This is a genomic window from Streptomyces sp. NPDC032721 (assembly GCF_055579625.1).
In genome coordinates, this window is sequence record NZ_JBVIMX010000044.1 from 1 (window position 1) to 23,276 (window position 23,276).

Annotated in this window: 24 protein-coding genes; 14 read left to right on the top strand and 10 right to left on the bottom strand. The window is 70.7% G+C overall.

From position 1 onward, the window contains the following. Positions 1–544 precede the first annotated feature (544 nt). From ACZ5PB_RS42425 to ACZ5PB_RS42460, 8 genes are all read right to left on the bottom strand, one after another. On the bottom strand, positions 545–865 hold the full coding sequence (locus tag ACZ5PB_RS42425; RefSeq protein WP_468698990.1) for a hypothetical protein: 321 nt from the start codon (positions 863–865) through the stop codon (positions 545–547). Positions 866–1,500: 635 nt separating this feature from the next. Continuing rightward, positions 1,501–1,674 (bottom strand): hypothetical protein, encoded by a 174-nt coding sequence (locus tag ACZ5PB_RS42430; RefSeq protein WP_468698992.1) that lies wholly within the window; start codon positions 1,672–1,674, stop codon positions 1,501–1,503. Positions 1,675–1,723: 49 nt separating this feature from the next. Next, a complete protein-coding gene (locus ACZ5PB_RS42435; RefSeq protein ID WP_468698993.1) occupies positions 1,724–3,403 on the bottom strand; it encodes a DUF2637 domain-containing protein in 1,680 nt (559 codons plus the stop codon). Positions 3,404–3,541: 138 nt separating this feature from the next. Beyond that, positions 3,542–3,691: a hypothetical protein gene (locus ACZ5PB_RS42440; protein WP_468698995.1), complete on the bottom strand. Its 150-nt coding sequence runs from the start codon at positions 3,689–3,691 to the stop codon at positions 3,542–3,544. A 201-nt stretch (positions 3,692–3,892) separates the two neighbouring features. Further along, positions 3,893–4,033 (bottom strand): hypothetical protein, encoded by a 141-nt coding sequence (locus ACZ5PB_RS42445; RefSeq protein ID WP_468698996.1) that lies wholly within the window; start codon positions 4,031–4,033, stop codon positions 3,893–3,895. 207 nt (positions 4,034–4,240) lie between these two features. Further along, positions 4,241–6,364, bottom strand: a complete 2,124-nt coding sequence (locus ACZ5PB_RS42450) for a hypothetical protein (RefSeq protein ID WP_468698998.1) — start codon at positions 6,362–6,364, stop codon at positions 4,241–4,243. Next, entirely contained in the window at positions 6,361–6,885 is a 525-nt protein-coding gene (locus ACZ5PB_RS42455) for a hypothetical protein (protein ID WP_468699000.1), read from the bottom strand. Before ACZ5PB_RS42455 ends, ACZ5PB_RS42450 begins: the two co-directional genes overlap by 4 nt. Next, a complete protein-coding gene (locus ACZ5PB_RS42460) occupies positions 6,885–7,439 on the bottom strand; it encodes a hypothetical protein (RefSeq protein ID WP_468699001.1) in 555 nt (184 codons plus the stop codon). Before ACZ5PB_RS42460 ends, ACZ5PB_RS42455 begins: the two co-directional genes overlap by 1 nt. Before the next feature lie 475 nt (positions 7,440–7,914). On the opposite strand from ACZ5PB_RS42460, the gene ACZ5PB_RS42465 reads away from it, so the two are divergent. The 12 genes from ACZ5PB_RS42465 (at position 7,915) to ACZ5PB_RS42520 (ending at position 17,743) form a co-directional block, all read left to right on the top strand. Then, entirely contained in the window at positions 7,915–8,670 is a 756-nt protein-coding gene (locus ACZ5PB_RS42465; protein ID WP_468699022.1) for a GntR family transcriptional regulator, read from the top strand. Between the two features lie 76 nt (positions 8,671–8,746). Further along, positions 8,747–9,019 (top strand): hypothetical protein, encoded by a 273-nt coding sequence (locus ACZ5PB_RS42470; protein ID WP_468699003.1) that lies wholly within the window; start codon positions 8,747–8,749, stop codon positions 9,017–9,019. Between the two features lie 204 nt (positions 9,020–9,223). Next, positions 9,224–9,547 carry a hypothetical protein gene (locus ACZ5PB_RS42475; RefSeq protein ID WP_468699004.1) on the top strand — a complete coding sequence of 108 codons (324 nt, stop codon included), beginning with the start codon at positions 9,224–9,226 and terminating at the stop codon, positions 9,545–9,547. A gap of 17 nt (positions 9,548–9,564) precedes the next feature. Beyond that, positions 9,565–10,686 (top strand): hypothetical protein, encoded by a 1,122-nt coding sequence (locus ACZ5PB_RS42480; RefSeq protein ID WP_468699005.1) that lies wholly within the window; start codon positions 9,565–9,567, stop codon positions 10,684–10,686. Then, positions 10,683–12,173 carry a replicative DNA helicase gene (locus ACZ5PB_RS42485; protein WP_468699006.1) on the top strand — a complete coding sequence of 497 codons (1,491 nt, stop codon included), beginning with the start codon at positions 10,683–10,685 and terminating at the stop codon, positions 12,171–12,173. Before ACZ5PB_RS42480 ends, ACZ5PB_RS42485 begins: the two co-directional genes overlap by 4 nt. A 574-nt stretch (positions 12,174–12,747) precedes the next feature. Further along, a complete protein-coding gene (locus tag ACZ5PB_RS42490) occupies positions 12,748–12,993 on the top strand; it encodes a hypothetical protein (protein WP_468699023.1) in 246 nt (81 codons plus the stop codon). After that, entirely contained in the window at positions 12,962–13,495 is a 534-nt protein-coding gene (locus tag ACZ5PB_RS42495) for a DUF6879 family protein (RefSeq protein WP_468699008.1), read from the top strand. The genes ACZ5PB_RS42490 and ACZ5PB_RS42495 overlap by 32 nt, the downstream gene beginning before the upstream one ends. Positions 13,496–13,497: 2 nt before the next feature. Then, positions 13,498–14,358, top strand: a complete 861-nt coding sequence (locus ACZ5PB_RS42500; RefSeq protein WP_468699010.1) for a Scr1 family TA system antitoxin-like transcriptional regulator — start codon at positions 13,498–13,500, stop codon at positions 14,356–14,358. A gap of 111 nt (positions 14,359–14,469) precedes the next feature. Beyond that, a complete protein-coding gene (locus ACZ5PB_RS42505) occupies positions 14,470–14,889 on the top strand; it encodes a DUF6415 family natural product biosynthesis protein (protein WP_468699011.1) in 420 nt (139 codons plus the stop codon). 617 nt (positions 14,890–15,506) lie between these two features. After that, positions 15,507–16,073, top strand: a complete 567-nt coding sequence (locus ACZ5PB_RS42510) for a Uma2 family endonuclease (protein ID WP_468699012.1) — start codon at positions 15,507–15,509, stop codon at positions 16,071–16,073. Positions 16,074–16,899: 826 nt separating this feature from the next. Continuing rightward, on the top strand, positions 16,900–17,097 hold the full coding sequence (locus ACZ5PB_RS42515) for a hypothetical protein (protein WP_468699013.1): 198 nt from the start codon (positions 16,900–16,902) through the stop codon (positions 17,095–17,097). 253 nt (positions 17,098–17,350) lie between these two features. Beyond that, positions 17,351–17,743 carry a hypothetical protein gene (locus ACZ5PB_RS42520; RefSeq protein WP_468699015.1) on the top strand — a complete coding sequence of 131 codons (393 nt, stop codon included), beginning with the start codon at positions 17,351–17,353 and terminating at the stop codon, positions 17,741–17,743. A 361-nt stretch (positions 17,744–18,104) separates the two neighbouring features. Here ACZ5PB_RS42520 and ACZ5PB_RS42525 read toward each other — a convergent pair whose 3' ends face one another. Together ACZ5PB_RS42525 and ACZ5PB_RS42530 are read right to left on the bottom strand one after the other, a co-directional pair. After that, the gene (locus tag ACZ5PB_RS42525) at positions 18,105–19,169 is read right to left on the bottom strand and encodes a hypothetical protein (RefSeq protein WP_468699016.1); all 1,065 of its coding nucleotides are present in this window, start codon (positions 19,167–19,169) and stop codon (positions 18,105–18,107) included. Continuing rightward, on the bottom strand, positions 19,169–19,951 hold the full coding sequence (locus tag ACZ5PB_RS42530) for a ParA family protein (RefSeq protein ID WP_468699018.1): 783 nt from the start codon (positions 19,949–19,951) through the stop codon (positions 19,169–19,171). Before ACZ5PB_RS42530 ends, ACZ5PB_RS42525 begins: the two co-directional genes overlap by 1 nt. A 466-nt stretch (positions 19,952–20,417) precedes the next feature. Between ACZ5PB_RS42530 and ACZ5PB_RS42535 the strand changes: the two genes are divergently transcribed. Together ACZ5PB_RS42535 and ACZ5PB_RS42540 are read left to right on the top strand one after the other, a co-directional pair. After that, positions 20,418–20,999 carry a hypothetical protein gene (locus tag ACZ5PB_RS42535; RefSeq protein WP_468699019.1) on the top strand — a complete coding sequence of 194 codons (582 nt, stop codon included), beginning with the start codon at positions 20,418–20,420 and terminating at the stop codon, positions 20,997–20,999. Continuing rightward, a complete protein-coding gene (locus ACZ5PB_RS42540) occupies positions 20,993–21,874 on the top strand; it encodes an ATP/GTP-binding protein (RefSeq protein ID WP_468699020.1) in 882 nt (293 codons plus the stop codon). The genes ACZ5PB_RS42535 and ACZ5PB_RS42540 overlap by 7 nt, the downstream gene beginning before the upstream one ends. Positions 21,875–23,276 lie beyond the last annotated feature (1,402 nt).

Here is a 23,276-nt window from a genome sequence, read left to right on the forward strand (position 1 = left end):
GGTGCTGCGCACCAGCAACTCGCCTGCTCCGCAGTCGAGTTGACCCGCTTCGCGGGGGCTGGCTACGGCCGAGGGTGCCGGCCGATCGCCCGTAACTCGACTACACACCGTCAGAACCGGAGGAACCCACTCCCCCACCCCGACCCCGAAGACCCGACCGCGCCCCACTGCATCCAACGCAAAAAACTTACCGCGAATCTGAGAACCACGGTACCCCTCCGAGGGTGCACGCCACCCCATTTCCCGCAGCACCCCCACCACCAAGCCCTCCACACACCGCCCTGACCAGCACAAACACACCCCGAGCACACGCCACCCCACCACCCGACACCACCAACACACACCAACCTGACAGACCGTCAGAAGACGGATTCGAATCCCAACCCCCCACGAACTAAATTTAATCTACCCGATCAAATTCTCTTGAATTCACCTCCAGAAAACGAGAATGCAACCCAGTCTATTCATGGGTAATGCCACTAAAAGAAAGGGTCGCATTTCCCGAGAACACTAGAAAATGCGACCCCGACTCACCCCCAAAAATTCAGCGTAGGACCACCGTCGGCTCCTGTGACGGGGACGTCTGCGCCGGGCGTTCCACGGTCTCAGGAAGGGGGGTGCCGACGGGGGTGAGCATGAGCCAGAGGAGGGTCACGATGCCTGCCCCTACAAGAAGGGCGGCACCGAGCCTTTCGTTGCGGTACGCCGCGTAGACCGCCACGCCCCCGAGAGCGAGGAGCACAATGGCATAGAGGTCGATGTGTCCGGTCACGGCCGGCCTTTCGACTTGGGGGGCCTGGTCGTCTCGACCCGCCAAGATCCCGGCGGCCAGGCCCCATACCAGGGCGGCCACGGTCGCAGCCACCCGATCTCCTCGCAGGAGACGCACGGGGCCTGAGCAGCAAAAAAGCCCGTACGTCTCCTTAAAGGAGTTAGAGGTACGGGCTGCGCAAAAAGAAGGTCTCAGCGGCCAGCGACCAAAGCAAGTCGGACTCTGTGAACCATTTCGGCAGTTTTTCCATAAAGCCGCAGATCAGAGCCCTTTGTGATGTGGGTCATACTCGTCGCTGTGGGCTGAAGCCCCAGCTCGGAGACCCTCTGTCATGCCACCGCCGAATAGAGCCAGGCTGCCCCCACTCGCCCCGAACGCGGCCAGCCAACATACGCCCCCTTGGCCATGCAGGGCATTCGGCAAAAAATGACAACACGACACGAACCACCTAGACGTGTCAAATACCTCTGAAACATGCTGAGTTCGGACTCTTCAGCCAGATACCCGCCCGCGTACGTGAGGGCCAAAGTTCACCCACAGGGGTGAATCGACCGGCCGGAGCGAACACAGTTCCGGCCCTGGGCGCGCGCTGCGCTCCGGCCCGTAATGGCTGTTCAGAGAAGGTCAGTTGAGGCTGGCTTCCCGCCGCTTTCTCCCGCCTGCTACAACAGCACGGAGGCCCCGGGGCGCTTACCTCGCCCCGGGGCCTCGCTCTGCTCGTACGTGCGTCAGTTGGCGGCCTTGTTGTCCTCGACGGCTTCGGTGAGGGCCCGCAGTCGGTCGGTGACGGAGCCGGTGCTCTCGTAGATCGCTTCGCGGAGCGCGTGCATCATGCCGTTGTTGTCCCCGGCGGCGATCGCGTCCGTCAGCTCCTGGGCCTTGGTGTGCACGAAGTCGCTCATAGTGGTGACCTGCGCTTTCTTGTGGTGGGTCAGTGTTTGGGTCAGTGGGTCAGCCGGTGTATCCGGCCTTGATGAGGTCGTAGGCGGCCTGGCGGCGTTGGCCGGCGGCCGTGCTCTGCACGTTGAGGGCGGCGCCGATCTCCTCCAGCGAGACGGCTTCCTTGTCCTTGGGGTCGGTGCTGTTGGCGGTGACTCCGGCCGCGAGGAGCATCCGGGCGACCCGGCGGTCGTCCCGCTCCCGGGGGGTGAGCCGGGCAACGTCCTCGGCCTCCCGCGCGGCCAGCTCCGCGCGCGCGGTCTCCTCGCGGGCCTGCGCCGTACGCTGCTCGGCCTCCGCCGCCTCAGCGGTCGCGATCTTCAGGTCGCGTGCCATGCGCTCCGTCAGCAGCCGGTAATCCGCAGCCGTCTTCGCCTCTTCCGCCGCCGCCTTCTCCGTACGCGCCGCTGCGGCGGCCGTGTCCGCAGCCTTCTTCCGGTCGTTGGCTTCTGCGAGCAGTGCCGCCGCCTCGCGCGCCAGGGCTTCCGCCTCCGCCGCGCTCTGCTCCGCCGCCTCCTCGCGCTCCGCGAGGCGTTCCGCCTCCGCCGCGTCGCGTTCCGCCTTGCGCAGGGCGGCCTCCGCTGTGAGCTGTGCGGTGCGCGCGGCGGTCTCCGCGTGCGCCGCCGCCGACGTCTTCGCGACGCGGGCCTCCGCCTCGGCGGTGGTGGTCTCCGCGTCGATCTCGTGGTCCGCCGTGGTGACCATCGCGGCGATCCGCCGGCGCTCGATCGCGGCCTGCGCGGTCCGCCGTTCGGCCTCGATGCGCCGCAGCTCCTCGGCCGCCACCGCGGCCTCCTTGCGGGCCTCCTCCGCCTTCTGACGGGCCTCCTGGTCCGCCTTCTGCTTCTCGGGCAGCGCCAGCGCCTGGTCCACGCTCAAACCGAACTTGGCCATCTCGAACGGGAGCAGCGCTGCCGCGCCCGCCTTCTTCTTCCAGGCCTTGCCGTACTGGTGCTCCAGCCATGCCCGGTAGACGGTGCGGTCGTGCTCCATGCGCACCATCTGCCGGTAGGAGGAGATCTCCCACAGGCGCATCCGGCGCCAGAGCCGGAAGGTGGCGATCGGGGCGAGCAGCCAGCGCTGTAGGCGTACCCGGTCGGATTCGGCGCCCATCCGGACGCGGGCGGTACGCACGACCAGGGCACGGCCCGCTTCGACGGTCGCCGCGAACAGGACCGGCATCACGCCGTGCATGGTGGCGCCGAGCAGGTCGTCGAGCAGGCCGCCGGCCTTCGCGTTGAACAGGATCGTCGCGGCGATCAGCAGGTGCCCGACCCAGCGGAACAGCGGCTTGGGGGTGCGCCGCCAGGCCAGTACGAGGTCCATGCCGTACATGACGATGATCCCGGCATCCACGCCGATCGGGAACCATGGCGCGACCCACCCGAACTTCTTCGCTTCGGCGAGTTCGGAGAGCGCGGTGTACGAGGCGGCGAAGCCGATCGACGCGATCACGAACGCGCCCAGGAGCGTGCCGATCGTCACCCAGCGCATCGCCGTGCCCGAACGGTCCGGACCGTCCTCGTCCGGTGCGGCGGGAGCGCCCTTGGCGGTCGGCGGTACGTCGTCCGCTGCGCGCGGAGCGTCTCCGTGCGGGCGCGGGGCGGGCTCGTGCGGGCGCGGAACGGGGGCGGTGCCCTGTGGTGCGGGGGCGGGGCCGGGGACCGTGCCCGGCTCGATCGTGGTGGTCATGTCACTCCTGATCTCGTGGGTGCGGAACGGTGGGCCGGGCACACGGGGTGTGCCCGGCCCGGGGTGGTGCGGGTGGTGCCACGGTGGCAATGCCCCGCCCATCCTCTCGGGGGTGGGGTGCGCTTCCGTGACGGGCGGTCAGACCGCCCGGGTGTGCGGGCGGGCCGGGGGCGGGGTCGGCTCCTGGCGGCCGTCGCGCTCGTGCGGCTGCGGACGGAGGGGCAGTTGCGGCTTGCTCATCAGCAGGCCCCGCATCCGCCGGTCGGCGCGTCGTCGGAGACGATCCACGCCCCGCAGCGTGCGCACTGCCACATGTGGGCGATCACGCCCCATAACCGCTGACGGGTCATCGGGCACCCCCGACCACGGCCAGGAGCAGGGCGACGGCCTGCGTCCTCCAGCCCCCGCAGTGGGCGCAGACGTACTGTCCGGACCGGGCGTCGTACCGCATCCGGCGGCCGTGGCAGCGGGGAGAGGTGTGACGTGCCATCACCGACCACCCCCGGTGCTGCCCGAGCCGCCCTGCTGCTGGTCGTCGGGGACCCTGGTCCAGCCGCCGGTCTCGCTGTCGTACTCGCGGGCGTGCCCGGCCAGACGGGGGTCGTCCTGGGGGTCGTAGTGCGTCATCATGAGCTGTTCCCTTCGGGGTTCAGTCCCCCGGGCGACCGCCCGTCTGTCCAGGAATGACGGTCGTCCGGGGCTTCTTTTTTTGGTGCCGTCCTCTACTGACGGCCGGTACTGACGAGCTACTGACGACGGCTACCGACGACGGGTCGTCAGTACGGTCGTAGCGCTCTGACCTGCACTCGTCTGTAGAGAGCGGGGTCTAGTGACGGGCTACTGACCGGCGTCGGTAGCCGCGTAGCGGGTGTGCGGGGGGCTGCCCAGCACCTCGATGAGGCCCTGGTCCACCCAGGCCTTGAGCCACCCGCCGACGGTGGTCGGGGAGGCGCCGATCGCGTCGGCGACGGCGGCCCGCTTGATGCCCTCGGGTCCGGCCTGCCGGATGACCTCCAGCGCCTGGCCCCTCGGGTCGGCGGGCTCCTCGGCCGGGGTCTCGGGCGCGGCGAGCCACGATTCGAGCACTGCCCAGTCCACCGGCGGCGGGGCCTGCTCGGCCGGAGCGGATACGGGCGGCTGAACCGGTTCCGGTGCGGGGGCACCGGCTGATGACACCGACTGGCGCAGCGCGCGGACCATGTCCTGGACCTCTGCCATGTCCTGGCCGTCCAGCCACAGGGAGCGGACGGTGGTGACCCGCCCGGCGGCACGCAGGAGGCCGATGCCGCGCTGGTTCTCGTCCAGGAGGTGGGCGGAGTAGCCCCGGCCCGCCATGCCCTTGCCCAGGATCGAGTTGGACTCGTCGGCGCCGGTGGCGTACATGCACCAGCGCCACACGATGTTGCCGGTGATCATGCGGTCCAGGACCTCGGCACTGCTGAGCTGGGCGGAGAGGACCAGGACGATGCCGAAGGCAAGGCCGCGGGCGGCCAGGTCGGCGAGCGACCGGCTGATCTTCTTGCCGTGCTTGGGGTCGCCGGTGAACACGCCGACCTCGTCGACAACGACGACTTCGAGCTCCAGGCCCTCGGTGCCGACCAGGTCGGGGCGCTCCGCGAGGGATTCGACGCCTTCGGCGGCGAGCCGGGACGCGCGCTCGCCCATGACCGCGACCAGCTCTTCGAGCCGGGTCTTGAGCTGCTTGGCGCGCTTCTCGGGGTCCCAGATGTGGGCGCTGACCAGGCCCGCCCACCTGTTTTGGCCTGGGTGTTTTCCGTCCGCGAGAGTGAGACGGACCCTCGGGTCCAGGAGGCACCCGGCGATGATCAGGCGCAGGGCCGCGCCCTTGCCGGACCGGCTCGAACCTCCGAGGAGGATCGACACGTCCTTGAGGCGTACGTAGAGCAGGCGCCCCCAGGCGTCGAAGGCAACGGGGATGCCCTGCTCCCAGACGTCGACGTCGGCGAGCATGTCCGCCGTGCACAGCACGGGCTCCTCGAACGGGTCGGTCGTGAACCCGCTGATCGTCATCGTCTTGTCGTCCGCGCCGGGCACCCGCTCGACGTGCAACCGGGCCCGGTCCAGGCCGAGTTCACCGCCCAGGCCCTTGCGGTTGGCGACGACGTCGTCCACGGTCGCCCCGGTGTCGTCGGGCAGGCGCACCACGGCCGTCCACCGCGCCTCGGACACCTCCGGCTCACCGACTAGCGTCACGTGCGTACCGCGCGGGATCACCCGGCACGCGGACAACGCCTTGCTGAGGGCGGTGACCATGTCGGCGGACGCGGGCACCACACCGCCCAGGCCCGGAGCGCCGCCCGGCGCGCCCGGCACGGGGACCGGTGCGCCCGGAGCGGTACACGTACCGGCCGGAACGCTCCCCCCGGTCGGCGGAACGACGCCCGGGGTCGCGGCGAGCAGATCGGGCGGGACCGGACGTGTGGTGAGTTCCAGCGGCTCCGGGCCCCGGGCCCATGCCCCGGCGACGCCCAGGACCACGGCGGCCGGCCCCGACCACCATGCGCCCCCGGCGAAGGTAGCGGCGCCGATCCCGACGGCCGGAGCGGCCAGCAGCGTGCACCGGGCGGCCGCGATGCGCTGGCGGGAGTGCCGTACCTGCTTCGGGTTGATCTGCGGCACCTGGAACGCACCGAGCGCGGCAAGGGTGGCGGCGGCACGTTTGGCTTCTGCCTCGGCCGCCTCCAGGCGGGCCTTGTCGCGGGGGACCAGGCCGCCGTCCTCCGCCGCCCGCTCGTGCAGTTTCGTGGCGCGCTTGTGGGCGCGGTCGATGTCGCGGCGGTGCTCCTCCAGCGCGTCCTGGTGGGCTTCGGCACGGGCCTTGACGATGCGCCGCAACAGCTCTTCGCTGCTGACGCTGTGTCCGCCCGCCCAGTGGGCAAGGAACTTCGCGAGGTGGCGGGCGCCGGAGCGGGTCCGGCGCACACGGCGGCGGGTGCTCATCCGATCAGCACCTTCCCCAGCCACGAGACCAGCGGGACACCGAGCGCGGACACCCAGCCGCCGACCGCGACCGTGATCCCCCACGTCGCACCGGTCAGAGCGCCGGAGATCGACAGCAGGCGCTCCTGCCAGTTCTTCGCGAACCACAGGTAGAAGCAGAACGCGATGACCAGGCAGAACGCGATCCAACTCCCGCTGTAGGAGAGGACTTCGCCAGTGGTCAGGGGCATCGCTCCGGCCCCGGCCTGCCCCACCGCGACGTTCCCGACCTCACGGCCCGCCGCATTGCCTACACCGGTGAGCCCGCCGGAGATCCGGCCGACCAGGCCGCCGGTCACGGCGGACGCGAGGATCATCGTCACGGCCGATCCGACCCACGGCACCCACACCGTCTTCTTCGTGAGCGCCTTGATCTTGCGGCCCTTGGAGAAGAACATGTACGCCGCCGTGCCCGCCATGAGCGTGAAACCGAACGCGCTCCCGGCCCTGGTCACCACGTGAGTGAATGTGATCCAGTCCATCAGGCACCCACGATCCAGGACGAGATCAGGTGACGGGTCGGGTCCGCGATCAGCGTCCCGCCGACCACCGCGATCAGCAGTGCGGCGCACGCCCACCGGCGGATCCGCCCGCCGCACGCGGCGCCGACTCCGGCGACGGCTGACGTGATGACGGCGGCGGCGAAGGCGGCGTCGACCGACACGTCCCGCGACATCGGGTTCGCCACCCGGTCCGCCCACAGGAACGCGGGCAGCGTCGCGACTCCGAGCAGTACGAGGGTGCGCAGCGGGTGCACGGCGCGAACCGCGGTCCGTACGCGGTCCCAGTCGATCAGGTGGTTGGCCGACGGGTCCCGGTCCGGGATCGCGTCGACGTGCGGCAGCGACCACACCGGCACCTCGGCCGCCGTCGGAGGCCGCTGCACCCCGAACTCCTCGTCCGCGAGCAGCCGGTCGAACCAGTCGGCGCACTGGTCCTGGTCGTGCTCGCCGTGCTCCTGCACGGGCACCACGGCCAGGCGGCGGGCCTGCGGCCAGCCCGGCGGCAGCGGGGGAACCCCGCCCACCCCGGTCACTTCGCACCGTCCAGCCGCTGCCGCAGCCACTGACGCACCCGCAGCTCGTCCCCGCCCACGGCCGGCCACACGGCCACCGTCGACACGGACCCGCTCGCGGCGGTACGGCACCGCGACGGCAACACCGTCCGCGTCACCTGCACCGGGCGTGCACACCTGACACGCCGGGGGCGCCAGCTGCGCCCCCACTCTGCAACCATCATCCTGTCCGGACCTCTCTGACCAGGGGTTCTGACAGCGGCGCCAGTGCTCGTAACACCGGCGCCGCCGCCCGGTCGGTGCTCGTAACACCGGCCGGGCACCTGCGTTTTCGCAGGCAGAGCGTTCACCCGCCACCACCGTTGGTAATGGCTAGCCATTTAAGAATGCAGACGGCGGCGCGCAATGTCAATGGCTAGCCATAAGATGTTCTGAGGGCTAGCCTTTGGATCAACCCACTGTGGGGAATCAGCCCTGGCACAAGGAGGTGAGCAGCATGAACGGGTATCGCGACCTGGCCGCTGAGCTGCGACGACGCATCAACGAGGGGGAGATCGCGGTCGGTGAGACGCTGCCGCGCATCATGGACCTGATGGCCGAATACGGCCTGGCGAAGGCAACAGTCCGCGAGGCTGTCGGCGTGCTCGTCGACGAGGGGCTCGTCGTCACGTCCAAGAGGGCCGGCACCATCGTGCGCAACCGGACTCCGGTGACCGTGCCGCTCACCCGCTACCGCCAGGCGCTGGCGCCCGGGGGCACCCGTGGCCCGTGGGAGACGGCCACCGCTGCCCAGGGGCTCGACGGCGAGATGCGGCTGGTCGGGGTGGACCTCGACATGGTCGACGCCGACGTGGCGCAGCTCTTGGAGCTGCGCCCGGCCGACGAACTGGTGTATCGGCTGCGCCACGCGATCATCCGACCCGATGACGTGGTCCAGCTCCAGCACGCGTGGTACCCGAAGCCATTGGCCGAGGCGGCCGGGCTCGCGACCACGGCGAAGATCGTGGGCGGTGTCTACGCCGCGCTTGTCGCTGCCGGGCACCGGCCCACCTCAGCATCCGAGACCCTCGAATCTCGGCCGCCGACTCAGGAGGAGGCGGCCGAACTCCAAATCGGAGGGCGGGTATACGTCGTCGCTGTCGAACGCGTTACCCGGGACGCGGACGGACGGCCCATCGAAGTTCTGCGCGCCGTCGCTGCTGCCGACCGCATGAAATTTATCTACGACGACCTGCCGTTGCTGGAGGACTGAAATGCAAGACGCGAATTCGACAGACGCTCGCGCATTAACCGCTGCGCACGCTGCGTACGAGAGTGCCAGCGAGGAATTGCATCGGCAGGAAATCACGGAGCGTCTGAGGTCACTCCCTGGGCTGCGTTATTCGGCGCTCGGTGACGTCCTCGATAGCCCGTTCCTGGTGGCGTACAACGGCGAAATCCTCGGCACGACGCACACCACGTCGCCCGGCGTACTGCACGACTGGTACGGCGTCCCAGCCGGGACCGAGAGCGGCGAGTTGGGCCCCTTCACGACGGCCCGAGCCGCCGCCGCCCAACTTCTGCGGGCGAGCGGACTAGCCTGCGAAGACACACACGAATAGCCCGAAATCGACTGTGGGCCCGCCGATCGGCGGGCCCACAGCAGCCCCTGGGTTCGCGGCCCGGGGGAAAGCACCTACAACCGTAGAAAAGAGGTGCGCTCCCTTGAGCGTACGTGCAGTACTACCTCCTGTTCCAGAGGGCCACGTCACAGCAGGTCAGACCACCTGGCATGGCGCACTCGCCCTGACCTCGGTGGTGTCCCTGTGAGCAAGCACGATGAGGACGGCTTCGACAACGCCGTGATCGTGCGTGCGGAGGAGCCGGACGAGCCTCGCGGGAGCGGTGTCGCCATCACGCGCACGGAGTTCGAACTGTGCGCGCCGGAACCTCTGCGCCTGATGGTGCTCATGCACTGGCGGTTGCGCGAGCAGGACGGTCGACTCCGTACCGCCGAGGCTGTCTGGGCCAGGCTCACTGATCTTGGTGTAAGCGGTGACGACGAGGCGCCGGTGCGCTTGGGCGATGTCCGCGCGGCTGTCGGTTTCCTGCTGGGGCACGGTTTGGTCACCCAGGGAGGCCAGCTGTGACGGGCGCGGAGAAGACCGTGGTCGCCGAGACCAGCGACATTCGGGCGATGGGCCCGGTGAGCGGGGTGACGGTCCATGCCCACATGGAGTTCGGCCCGGTGGCCCTGACGGTGCCGCTCGACACCAAGCTGGTCGTCCAGTTGATGTTCATGTTGGGCGAGAAGGCCCGGCGTTCAGCTGATGAGGCGCCGTTGCAGGTAACGCCGCAGGCTCTGCTGGAGCGGCTGCGGTCCTTGGGCGTGGTGAGCGGGAACGGGTCACGGCTGGTCGGCCGTGACGCCGTCTACGAGTCGTTCGCACGTCTGAGGGCCAAGGGGTACATCCGGCGGATCGACCTTCCGGGGGAGGGCGGGAAGCGGGCGGGCGTGGCCTACGAGTTCTACGAATGGCCCGCCTGGAACCCCGACGCGGCGCTTCTCAGCGATTCGGAGTCTTCGCAGGTCGGAGCCGCTTCCGGCAATGCCGGAAGCGGTGATGCCGGAAGCAGCACCCAGAAACCGGAAAATCGGGGATCGTCGCAGGTCAGAACCACTTCCGGCAATGCCGGATCCGGTGATGCCGGAAGCCGCCGAGACCAAAAGACGTTTCCGCAGGTCAGAACCACTTCCGGCAATGCCGGATCCCCCCCACACCCCCCGGAGGAGGTAACTACCTCCTCCTCCCTCTCCTCCACCACTGATGCCCTCGCGTCACAGAAGGAGGAGGAGGCGGGGTCCGTCTGGACCAAGGAACAGCTCGCGACGGCACGGGTGTGGCTGGGGCGGTTGCCGTACCCGTGGACGGTCGGGCGCCAGCAGGCACGCAAGCTCGCTCCGCTGCTGCTGGACGCTGCGACGGAACAGGGCTGGGAACTGGACGCGTCGCTGGCCGCTGAGCTGACGAAGAACCCGACCGGTGTGAAGAACCACGCGACGACGCTGGCGCGGGCCCGGGTGCCGAACCTGGTGCGCCGCGAGATGGTCCACCCCCCGGCCGCCCCGGTGGAACGCCCGGCTGCGGGTGCGGGCGTGCCTGCGGCGCGGTCGGCGGTCGAGTCGTGCCCGGCGTGCGACGACTACGGGTGGCTGCTGGATGACGACGATGACGGCCCTCAGGTGCGGTGCGCCCATGCGGGTCTGACGGCGGGAGAGGCGCGATGAGCACGGTGGAGATGCCCGCCCCGAGGGCGGCTGAGCCGGAGACGACGGCGAGTGTGGAGGCCGAGGGCGCGGTGCTGGGGGCGTGCCTGATGGCGACCCGGGTGTACGACCCGGTCGCGGACGCGACCCGGGTGCTGGCCGAGGGCGACTGGTCGGTACCCGCGAACGAGCCGGTGTGGGACGCGGTCGTGCGCCTGCACGCTGCCGGGCGCCCGACCGGAGTGCCTTCGGTGGAGGCGGAGCTGCGGCGGGCCGGAGAGCTGGAGCGGGCCGGCGGACTCCTTCGGCTGTCGCAGCTCGCGGCGCAGGCCTGCACCGCCACGGAGACCGACCACTACGCGCGGATCATCCACGGCTACGCCGAAATGCGCCGCTACCAGGCGACGCTGGTGCGGGCGATGCAGGGTGCCCGGCAGGCCGACCCGCTCGCGCTGCCCGAGACGATCGCCGCCCACCAGACGGAACTGGAGCAACTCACCGGGTCCGACCCGGACGAGGCGGACCTGTACGGGCGGTTCGGCGAGCACCTGGACGACCACCTCGACGACCTGACCCGCACGGTGGAGCCCCTCGCGGTCACCGGGCTGGCCGACCTCGACTCGCTGATGCAGCTCACCCCCGGGCAGATGGTCGTGGTCGCCGGGCGTCCCGGCATGGGCAAGTCGGCGTTTGCGCTGGGCATCGCGCTGGCGACGGCCGCGACCGGGCGCTCGACACTGGTGCACAGCCTGGAAATGGGCCGCACGGAGGTCAACAACCGGATCCTCGCGGCCGAGGCCCGGGTCGCGTTCCACCACCTGCGCGGTGGCGTCGACAGCATGACGGCGGCCGACTGGGACCGGCTCGACAAGTTCGTGCCCGACCTCAAGGCGCTGCCGCTGTGGATCGACTACAGCTCCCGGGTCAGCCCGGCCCGCATCCGCTCCCGGATCAAGCAGCTCACCCGCGAGACCGGGCAGGCCCCGCTGGTGGTCGTGGACTACCTCCAGCTCATGCAGACCGACCAGCGCTCCTCCCGGCAGAGCCTCTACGAGCGGGTCACCGAGATCAGCCGCGAACTCAAGGTGCTGGCCGCCGACACCGGGGCGGTGATCATCGCGCTGGCGCAGCTCAACCGGGCGTCCGAGCAGCGCACCGACAAGAAGCCCGCCGTGTCCGACCTGCGCGACTCCGGGGCGCTGGAACAGGACGCGGACGCGGTGATCCTGCTGCACCGCGAGGACTACTACGAGCCGACCACCCGGCCGGGCGAGACCGACCTGATCGTCGGCAAGCACCGCAACGGGCCCTGCACCACGATCACCGTGGCGCACCAGTTCCACTACAGCCGCCTCCGCGACATGGCCCGCACCGACACCGAGTACGAAGACCCGCAGACCACCGGGGTCGGCGCGTACACGTTCACCGACGAGCAGATCGCTGCACTCACCCCAGAGCAGCGCGCCGTGTTCGACGGCATGGCCCTGGAGCAGGGAGAGGCCACCTAGGGCCCTGAGTGCCCCTGTGGGCGCCTAACTGTCCTTCTGGGCACCAGTGGTGATCCAGGGTCAAGATCGGCGCTCACAGGGGCGTCTAGCGACTTACTCACCGAGGTGAGCTGCTGAGCTTCCTCTCAGAGCCTGTCCCGCTGTCCCGCCCTCGCCGGAACGGGGGCCCTACGCGCGCACGTAACGCGCGCGCGTAGGGCGCCTGTCCGGCGGGACACGTGGGACAGGGCACGCGACAGTCAAACGGGACAGCGCGCCCGGTCACTCGTGCGGGTGATGGACGGCTGGTGTGGTCCGCAGGACGATCCGCAGAAAGCGTGTGGGGGCCGGTCGTTGAGCGCGGCCGGCCCCGCGCGCCCCGGCTCCCGCAGGGGGTGCGCACCACAGGTCGAAGCCCGGCGAGGAGAGGCTCCTCTCCCGCCGGGCTTCAGTGTGCTCCTGTCCTCCGGGGCCTGGTCTTGCGGGCGGTGTGCGTAGACGGGCTGGTCCGGTGCGGCTATGGCGGGCGACGGTGCGCCGCTGCTTGGCTGGTAGTGCGCAATTTCCCGCAATGGGGCTGGAGTTGGAGGCGATCATGGCTCTACGGTTCGTAGGGATCGACCCGAACACCGATACCGGGCAGTGCCCGACGGTGTGGGTCGATGACAAGTCCGCCGAGGTGGTCGTCCAGGGCTGGCTGCCCGATGACGCGATGCTGGCGGAGTGCCTGGCCACGGGCCCGGTGCCCGCCACCGAGGGTGTGGTGCGGATCCCGGCCCGGATGGTGCAGATCCTGAGGGAGGCGTGCGATGCCGCAGAACGGCGAAGTGCTGGGCTTTGACGCCCTGCTGGACGGCGCCCGCCGCACGGCCGTGCACCTGGAGATGCGCGACGCGTACGGCGTCGCCCACGAATCCGCGGGCTTCGCCGCCTGGCTGGCGACGGGGGAGCGCAACGTGGACCCCGACTCGGAGTACTGGGCGTTCTGGGTGGACCTGGTGCGCCGCACCGTGGCCCGGGGTGTGACCGTGCGCCGCGCGCGGATCGTCTCCGAGCCGCTCTCGGACTACGCCCGCTACGGCCTGGCCGGGGCCACGGTGAACATCGCGGCCGGGGAGGAGCTGCGCTACCTGCCCCGGCGCCGCGCTTCGGACCTCGCGCTGCCGGGCAACGACTTCTGGCTGATCGACGACCAGGTGGTGCGCTTCAACCACTTCACCGGGAACGGCGCATCCGCCGGCGGGGAGCTGTCCGAGGATCCGGCCGTGGCCGCGCTCTGCCGGGACGCGTTCGCGGCGGTGTGGGAGCGCGGCGTGCCGTTCGAGGACTACAAGCAGACCTGACGATGTCCTCGCCCCTGTCCAGTGCCCAGGCTGCTCGCGTCGCGCTCGCCATGCGGCTGCGGCACCTGCGCCTGGACGCGGGCCTGGCGAGCGGCGACCTCTCCCTCGCCTGCGGCTGGCACCCGGCCAAGACCTCCCGCATCGAGCACGCCAAGGTCGCCCCGTCGGACACGGACCTGCGGGCCTGGTGCACGGCCTGCGGGGCCGACGACCAGGCTCCGGACCTCATCGCCGCCGCCCGCAACGCGCACTCCATGTACGTCGAGTGGCGGCGCCTCAACCGGGCCGGACTGGTCGCGCTCCAGCGCGAGGTGGCGCCGCTGATGGACCGCACCCGGCAGTTCCGGGTGTACTGCTCGCACGTGGTGCCCGGCCTCCTCCAGACCCCCGCCTACGCCGCCGCCGTGATCGCCGCGTACGGCCGGTTCCACCACACCACCACCGACATCGACGCCGCGGCCGCCGCCCGCGCGAAGCGCTCGAAGGTGCTGCACAAGCGCGGCCGCACCTTCGCGTTCCTCATCGAGGAGCCGGTGCTGCACTCCCGCCTCGTCGTCGACCAGGACGTGGTCGACGAGCAGCTCGCGCACCTGGAGGAAGCGGCCGGACTGCCGCAGGTCTCGCTGGGCATCGTCCCGGCCCGCGCGCCGCGCCCGCTGTGGCCCACCGAGTCGTTCACCGTGTACGACGCCACCCAGGTCGGCATCGAGCTGCTGTCCGCGCGGGTCACCCTCACCGCCCCCGGCGAAATCGCGCTGTACGAGCGAGCGTTCGCCGACCTGACCGCGCACGCCGTCCACGGCCCCGCCGCCCTGGCCCTGATCCACCGCGCGAAAGTGCGCAAAAACCCGCAAGAACGTTGAGCCCCGGACCACGGCGTCCCTAGCGTCAACCATGTCGGGGCCCACTCCCCAGCAGCACCACGGCGGCCCCGGCGGGCGCACTCCCACGAGTGCTCGATCCGGAGGCCCCCCATGCCCAACCACCACTTCATCGCCGAACCCGACGGCCCGGCCACACACGCCTACCCGCTCGACACCGGCGTCATGACCAGCACCGTCACCCGCGCCCTGGCCGTCCTCGGCGCCGGCCACCCACTGCCCCGGCCCGACGACGTCGAAGTACTGACCAGCCTGCTGTGCGGGCACCTCGCCCTGCTCCTGAAGGAGACCAAACCGGTCCTCGACGCGATGTACCACGGCAGCATCGAGTGGGACCGCGAACAAGCCGCACACGACGCCGCACGCCGCGCCCTGGAGTCCGGCCCCACCCACGGCCTGGCCGCCGCCACGGTCCGGCTCCGCGAACTCGCCTACGGCTGCGAACGCCTCCTCGCCCTCCTCGCGGACGGCCACCAGGAGCCCCGCCGCCCCGGCCCCGGCGACCGGCGCTGACCGCTCCGGTGACAACCCGGGGTTGTCGGTACGGCCCTTCCTCATCGAGAAGTCCACACAGCCGCTGAGCCGTCGGCACGGGGCTCTTCTTCGCTGCTGCGGCCCGTCAGGGACCCCTGGAGAGAAGTAGTCGGCACGGTCGGACCCCCTTGACCGGCTAGCTGACCTGCCCATTTCCCGGGGCGCTCGGAAGCTGGGGGCAAGTTGAAGAGCAAGTTCAAAGGCAAGTTGATGAGCAAGTTGAAAGGCAAGTTGTAGGGCAAGTCGGGGGGTTGCACCGCTAGGGGGCTGCACAGGGTGCTGCACCGGGGGAATCAGCGGCGCACCGCAGGTAGCACCGGAGGTAGGCACCCCCCGAACCGGACACAGCTTGTTGTGCCTGGTCAGAACCCCTCGGCAAGCCCGTCCAGTACGCCGACACCTCTTCTCCCGGCAGTCCGGGAGCGAGGTTCAGGCCTGGGTGCGGGTGGGGGAGCGGCCCAGCGGCCCTACAGAGCGCTCTCCGGTGAGTCCGGGGTGTTCCCCCGGGGAACACCCCGGCTCGGCATCGTGCGGGCGCGGTGCGGGGCACACTGGGGGAAGAGCGTGCCCGTGCCGACAGGAAAGGGGGCGACGACGTGAGTGTTGCCACGGCTGGTCACTTCGGTCCCTGGACCGTCGGCCAGGTCCTCGCACTGCCGGAGGACCGCACCACCCGCTATGAGCTCCTGGGGGAATCCCTCGTGATGTCTCCCGCCCCCGGCCTGCGCCACCAGCGCGCCAGCCGACGGCTCGCGAACCTCCTGGAGGACGCCGCCCGCACGGCCGGCGCACCGGTGGAGGTCCTGGAGGCGGTGAACGTCGTGCTGCCGTCGGGGCTTGTGGTGCCCGACATCGTGGTCGCCGACCGGGCCGCGGCCGCCGCCGACGCCGTCAGCCTCGATGCCGAAGCCGTCCTGCTCGCCGTCGAGCTGGTCTCGCCCGGCAACAAGGTCATGGACCGGAAGGTGAAGCCGGGCCTGTACGCGGATGCGGGCGTCCCGTACTTCTGGCGCCTGGAGTTCGACCCCGCCCCGCGCCTCATCGCCGCGACCCTGCGCGCGGGCACCTACACCGACGAGACGACCGCGCTCCCCGGCACCACCACCCGCATCCCCCTGCCGTTCGCCCTCGACGTCGACCCCGGCACACTCGCCCGCCAGTAACACTCCGGGCTGTTCCCCCGGGGAACAGCCTCCGCGCCCGACAGCCCCGCGTTGTCGGGCGCTCCGCGTTCCCCCGGGGAACAACTCCTCGCTGGGATGGGCGGCGGGGCCGCCCCGGGGGTCGGACGGCGGTCGGGCCGGGCCCCGGCTCCTGGCGCCGGATTTTCGTCCGGCCGGGGCCTCGCGCGCGTTTGGCGTGCACGCGTGCACGTGCACGCGTGCACGCGAGGAAGCGTCCCGGGCGAGCGGGGCCTGGATGCCGGACTGCGCGCCCGGGGCCACTCTTTGCGGGGCGCCAGGAGCGGGGGTTGCGGGGCTTGCCCGGCACCGTGACAACCTGCGGGCGCCACATCCAGAACGCCGGAGCGCTTAACCAACTCGCTCTCTCTACCAAGGGGTGGAGCGGCCCGGCGGTACTGCCCCACAGAGCGCTCTCTGGGCGCCGGGCCTGACCCGCACACCCATGTCGGCACGGACTGCCCGGCACCCTAACCCGATCACCGCGTGCCTACCGCAGTGTCCGGCGACCCGCCTTCGGATCCGTGGCCGCCACCCCCTTGACCGCCTTGGATCTTTCGCCGCCGCCCCCTTGACCACCACCTGGTCAAGGGGGCGGCGGCTGCCCGGGGCATTCCACTCACTCGACTCATCCCGGAGGGGTTGCGGGGCTTGCCCCCGCCTCCCGCACAGTCACCCCACCTCGCCCCGTCCGAGATCCGGACGGGGCGATCTACGCCCCGGTCCCGCCGACCGTGGGCCCCGCACCACCCCGTTCCACCCGCCGGTACGCCCGTACCGGCGGCACCTCGAACCAAAGGAACCCGAAGTGCTGACCTCTCTGTTGCTCGCCGTCGTCGTGGTGGTCGTGGTCCTGGCGCTCGCCGTCGGACTGGCCTACGCCGTGCACCGCCGCCCCGCGCTCAAGGCGCCCGTCACGATCGCGGTCTCCGTGGTCGTCGGGGCGGGCGCGATCGTCGGAGCGCTGGTAATGCTCGCGCAGTACGCCACGGCCGTCGGCCGATAACCCGGCTTGCCGGGCACACCCCCAGGCGTGCCCGGCAAAGCAAAAAACCACCCCAACAAAACCACCAAGAATGCACGGGCAGGTGTTACCCCCCAGCTACACTTCCCGCCCCCACCTACCCCCCCCCCCCCCCCCCCCCCCCCCTCCCCCCCCCCCCCCCCCCTCCTCCCCCCCCCCCCCCCCTCCCCCCCCCCCCCCCCCCACACCCCCACCACGGCAAGCCCCCAGGGCGTGCCGGATCGTTGGTCACCTCATGACGACGTTCCCGCCGCCCGCCGGCCCCGTGCCCGTGCTCGCCGACGCGGCCGCCGACGCGGTGTGCGTCCTCGCGGATGCGGTCGCCGACGGCTGGCCCACCGACCGCGGCGGCACGCACGACGCCCTCGACGCGCTCGACGTCCTGCTCACCGCGCTCGGCCACCTCGACACGGACGCTGCCCGCCTCCTGGCCCCGGCCGTCATCGCCGCGACCCGTCTTCGCCGCCACCTCGACGGCGGCCCGCTCGACGACGACCAGGACGACGGCCAGGAGGCGGGCGGCATCCTCGCGGCGCCCGCAACGGCGCCCACCGTGCCCGCTCCCCGCGCTCCGGCCCGCCCCCGGCGGCGTGGGCTGGGGCCCGGATACCGGGGCCTGGCCCTCTGAACCCCACCACGTAAGGACTGACCATCGTGGTTAGCGCTTACGCGGTGCACTGACCATGGGCGGCCGGACCTGTGTACCGCGGCGCGACCTGTGTACCGCCCCCGCGTTCTCCCAGGTAGCGGCGCTGATCTGTGTACCTGCGTACCTGTGTACCGCCCGCCCCGGAAACGTGAGCCGACCACGCCCAGCTACGCCGTGGTCAGTGCGACAGCGGCCATGGTCAGTCGGCGATTCGGCACTGACCACGGCACTGACCACGGCGACGGGGCGTCGCGGTGGCTCCAATTGGAGCCACTTCGTTCGACGGCGTTCGGTTCCGCCGACGGCGTTGTGCGGAACGCCGACGGGGCGGTCGCCGTGCCTACATCTGCTTGCGCATCAGGTCCCGCAGCACCTCGTTGTGCTCGGCCAGGACCGCATACAGGAGGTCTGCCGCGTGGGCCGGTTCGGTGCCCAGCTCGCGGGCCTGGCGGGTGATCCACGCACTGAACAGAGTGGTGTGGTCCGGCGCCATGTACCAGGCGCCCGGAGTTCGCGGGCCCGAGTGTCCCAAATTTGGGACACTCGCACCGCCACCAACGGGCGGGGCGGTGGTGTTCTCTTCGGGGCCGGACTCTTCCTCGCCCCGGCCGTCGGTGTCGGCGGGCACGGCCTGGAGGACGGAGACGGACAGTGCCTCGACAAGCTCGCGCACCATCGCGCGCGTGCCCTGCGGGTTGTACTCCAGCGCGGCCCGGACGGTGCCGTCGTCCAGCTTCCCGGTGGCCCGGGTCAACGCCTTGTACGGATCCCTGGCCGGAGGCAGCACGGCCGCGCCCTCCGTGCTCGCCAGGTACGCCAGCACGGCCTCCTCGGTGGCCTTCTTCTTCCCCGCCGCCCCATCTGGCAGCGCCTCGACGGCTCCCTTGACCATGGCGGCCGTGACGCTCAGCCGCTTCGCCCGGATCAGCGCCAGGTAGAGCAGGGCAGCAGCGTCCTCGCCGTGCTCCTCGGCGAGGGAGACCAGCTCCCGGGCCTGGCCGAAGCCCAGCCTTTTGGAAACAATTGTTTCCAGATCGTTCGATTTACCGCCGACTGATTCGAACAGTCTCTCTGTGATCCGCCACGTCTTGATCAGCTGGTTCGCGTACTGCGGCGTGATGTCCCACAGCTCGTTGCAGTACGCCTCGAAGGTCTTGTGCGTGGCCCGGTACAACCGGCCGTCGCGCACGACCTGGAGGGCCTTGCCCGCCGCCCAGTACGCGATCCGCAGGTTCTCCAGCGCGGCCTCGCAGCGCACCAGAAGCTCGCGCTCCTGCGCGATGAGCACCGGGGTATCGGCGAGCTGCTTCGTCGGCAGATGGTCGATGGCGCGGGCCAGTGCCACGGCCGTGCCCGGCTTGCCGGGCCCCTGCGGGCCTCCGTTGGGATTGATCGCGCGCCCCATCAGAGCATCTGCTCCATCGTCAGGGCCACGCGCATGAAGTCCTCGCGGGCGTTCAGCGCGGTGCCGGACATCTTGTACTCAGTGACCAGCGTGCCGTTCTCGTAGGCGTGCTCGTGGATCGTGTACCGGCGGATCGGGTCGGTGACGCGCGGGTAGTTCCGCTCGTCGATCCACGCCTTCACCTTGTCCAGCTGCGCCTCGCTCCGGTCCTTGCCGGGGTCGTGCATGTTGATCACCACGAGGAACGGGATGCCCCGGGGCTTGAGAATGCGCTCGATCGTGAACTCGCATTCGTCCCAGGTGATTTTGGACGGGGTGATCGGCACGATCGCAAGGTCCGCCATGTCCAGGACCTCGCGCAGCGCGTCGGCGGTCCGGCTCTCACCCAGCGGGTCCGCGCCCCACTCGGCGTCGGGGTCGATGTCCAGGAACCCGGGGGTGTCGACGATGACGCGGCGCCGTTCCGGGTCGTTCACGATGCCCGGCAGGATGCCCACCTTGCTCTTGGTGACGACGTAGTCGAATGGCAGCGCCGCCTCGCGGACACCCGCGCACCACTTCTCCAGGGTCCCCTGGACGTCGATCCCGGCCGCGACGACCGGGGAGCCGGCCTCCTCGTCCGCGGGCTTCACCGCCGACCGGCCCGCGCACGCGGCCGTGTTCACCGCGATCGTGGACTTGCCCGCGCCGCCCTTCTGCTGGATCACGACGATGACCTTCGCCGACCTGCCGTTACGGGCTGCTGTCTCCGTGGCATGCCGCACGGCTGTGGATGTACTCATCCGATGGCCTCTCAGCTGTCCGTTGATTTCACCGCCCAGTGCGGCTACTCGGACGGGGCAAATGTTGCCAGAGGGGACACGGCCCCCGTGGGCGCCCCACCGCACCCGGTCATACAAATCCACCGGGCGCGGGGTTCGGCGGGACGTACGGGGTTGCACAACAGGTTCCGCAACGGGTTGCACCACCGGTTGCGGAACAGGTTGCGGAACCGGTCGCACAACCGGTTGCGGCACCCGATCGGTATGCGCTGCGCCTGACCGGGTGTTGGTGCAGGCCACGGGCCCGGGTCAGCGGCAGTGGGTCAGTGGTTGGGACGCCGACACCTCCTCTCCCAGAGGGGAGAGGAGGCGTCTGCCTCTTCTGGCCCGGGGCGGGATCAAGGCGGCTTTGGGTGGATCCGGTGATGACCCGGATGCGGGGCGTTACGGTGATCGCTCGCTGACGATCACCCGGGGGTGGCTGGACATGGGCACGACGGCACGGCTGACAGCGGCAGGCGGCGCGCTGGCGCTCGCACTGGCCGTGTCGGGATGCGGGGGAGGAGACGGCGCCGCGAAGGCCTCTGACGCCCCGCCAGCAGCCCCGCCGGTCGCGGCCCCTACGACTCCGGCCGCTCCGGCCGACCCGGACGCGGCCCACAAGCAGGCGGTGCTCGCGTCGTACAGCGCGATGTGGGTGGAGCAGATGAAGGCGTACGGCAAGGCCGACGCGAAGGGCACCCGCTTGGAGAAGTACGCGTCGACCGACGCCCTGTCGAAGTTCCGGGCCGACCTGGCCCACATGAAGACGCAGGGCACGGTGATCCGGGGCGAGCTGGGGCACGACGCGAAGGTGACCGCGCTCGACACCCGCGCCAAGCTGCCCACCGCGACGATCTCGGACTGCGTCGACCTGGCGAAGTGGCAGACCGTCGACACCCGCACGAACAAGGTGCTCCCGCTCCCGGCCAGCCAGCCGCGCCGGTACGTCGCGACGGCGACGGCGGAGAAGTGGCCGTCGGGGTGGATGGTCACCGACTACGTCCCCGACGGGGCGAGCACGTGCTGAGGCGCGCGGCGGCGGCCGCGGTGGTCCTCGCCGGGGTCCTGGTCCCGGCCGCGCACGCCGACGACGGACCGGCCCTCGGCAACGACCCCGGATGCCGCGGTTCGCTGATGGCGGTCACGGTCTGCGCCACCGACAACGCCGGGGCCGGCGGGGCGCCCGGAGGCCTGCCCGGCAAGCCTGCCGCTGCCCCCGGCAAACCCGCCGCGAAGCCGGTCTGCACCTACACCAAACTCGTCCCCCAGCCCCCGCCGGACAACGCCTACTTCAAAGGCCACCAGGGCGAGAAGGGCGCCGTCTACGGCTTCCACTGCTCCGACCGGCAGGGCGCCCGCACGGTGTTCATCGCGGACGCCGCCGCACCCCCCGCCGCCCCGGCCGTCAACCCGGAGACCGTGGCCCGCCAGGCCATCGACTCGGTACGCCTGGACGGCCCGAAGGTGGCCAGTCCCCGGGCGGCGGGCACGTACGTGATCGGGATGCCGATGTGGATGTGGGCAACGCCGTCCCCGTCGACGTACGGGCCGATCACCGCGACCGCGACGGCGGGCGGCACCACGGTCACCGCGACCGCGAAGGTGACGTCAACGGCGTGGGCGATGGGCGACGGCGCGGTGATCACCTGCTACGGGCCGGGCACCCCGTACAACGCCGACTACGGCAAGACCATGTCGCCCGACTGCGGCCACCGGTACGCGAAGCTGGCCCGCCCCCTCGGTCAGCCCTACAAGGGCACCGCGACCTCGACCTGGACGGTCGACTGGAAGGTGGTCGGCGGCACCGGCGAGACCGGACAGTTCACCGAACTCCGCGCGACCCCGTTCACCGCGCTGATCCAAGAGGTCCAGGTCCTCGGCGTCCCGCCGGGGCAGCGCTGAGACGTAAGGGGCGCTGCCCATGGTTACCCGCATACGCGGCGACTGACCACGGCTCCCCGGCCCGTGGTTAGTCCACTCTCCGCTGAACTGACCACGGACCGGGCGGGCCTGCCTACCGTCAGCCCCAAGGCTGTCGCTCGGCCGGTTCCACCCGGCTCTCGCCCGCCGTGCTCCGCCGGCCCCGGGGGAAGCGCCAAGTCCCCTTCGCAGTCCCCCTTGTAGTCCCCCTCGTAGTCACCTTCGAAGTCCCCTTCAAAGGGTTCCCGGCCTCTCTGACTGTTTTCCCAGGTCAGGCCCCGTGGTCAGTGCGTCTGAGAACCCTGACAACCCCCGCTCGCCCCCGTCCTGCCTGCCCACCCACGAAAAGAAAGGGGTGGGTGGGCAGGCAGGCCGGGGACTCGCGGGGCTTCCGCGACCCGTTCAGCAGGCAGCAGCGCCGGACCGGACGGCCCGACGCAGCACCGACCACCAGGGCGCGCCCCCACCCCGGACAGAAGGGGTGACGGAAGGGGTGACAGAGGGGGTGACAGTAGGGGTGAGGGAAGGGGTGACACCCCCACGGCGCCGCGCGCCGGTTTCCCCAGGTCAGCCCCCATGGTCAGTGCCCACCAAAACCCAGACAACCCCCGCTCGCCCCCGTCCTGCCCGCCCACCCACGGAAAAAGGGGTGGGAGGGACGGCCAGGCCGGGCGCTCCCGGGGGTCCAGCAGCACGAAGGAGGGAAGGGAGCCCGGAAGCATCCCCGGGCCCGCAGAAGGCCCCAGGGGCTCTCTGAGGCGGCGCTGCGCCCTCGGCGGTGACAACCCCGGGTTGCCGCCGCGTCGTGGTCCTGGCGGCGGCGGTCGTGCTCGGCGGCGCCCGCCCGCCGGAAGTGAGTGCCGGTCAGTTTGTGTTCCTGGCCTGGAATTCGGGTGTGCTGAATTCGGGGCGGTGTGAATTCAGGGCATCGAATTCGGTCCTTTCGGGGGGAGGTGCTGAATTCGGCGGCGGGTGCGTGGAGTTGGGTGGATGGATTCGGTTCGTGGGGGTCCTGTATTCGAATCTGTCTTCTGATGGTCTGTCAGGTTGGTGTGTGTTGGTGGTGTCGGGTGGTGGGGTGGCGTGTGCTCGGGGTGTGTTTGTGCTGGTCAGGGCGGTGTGTGGAAGGCTTGGTGGTGGGGGTGCTGCGGGAAATGGGGTGGCGTGCACCCTCGGAGGGGGTACCGTGGTTCTCAGATCGGCAGTAAGTTTTTCGCGTTGGATGCAGTCCGGGCCGGTCTTGGATGCGGGGGAGGGTGTTCCGCATTGGATGACGGTGTGTAGTTGACTTACGGGCGATCGGCCGGCACCCTCGGCCGTAGCCAGCCCCCGCGAAGCGGGTCAACTCGACTGCGGAGCAGGCGAGTTGCTGGTGCGCAGCACC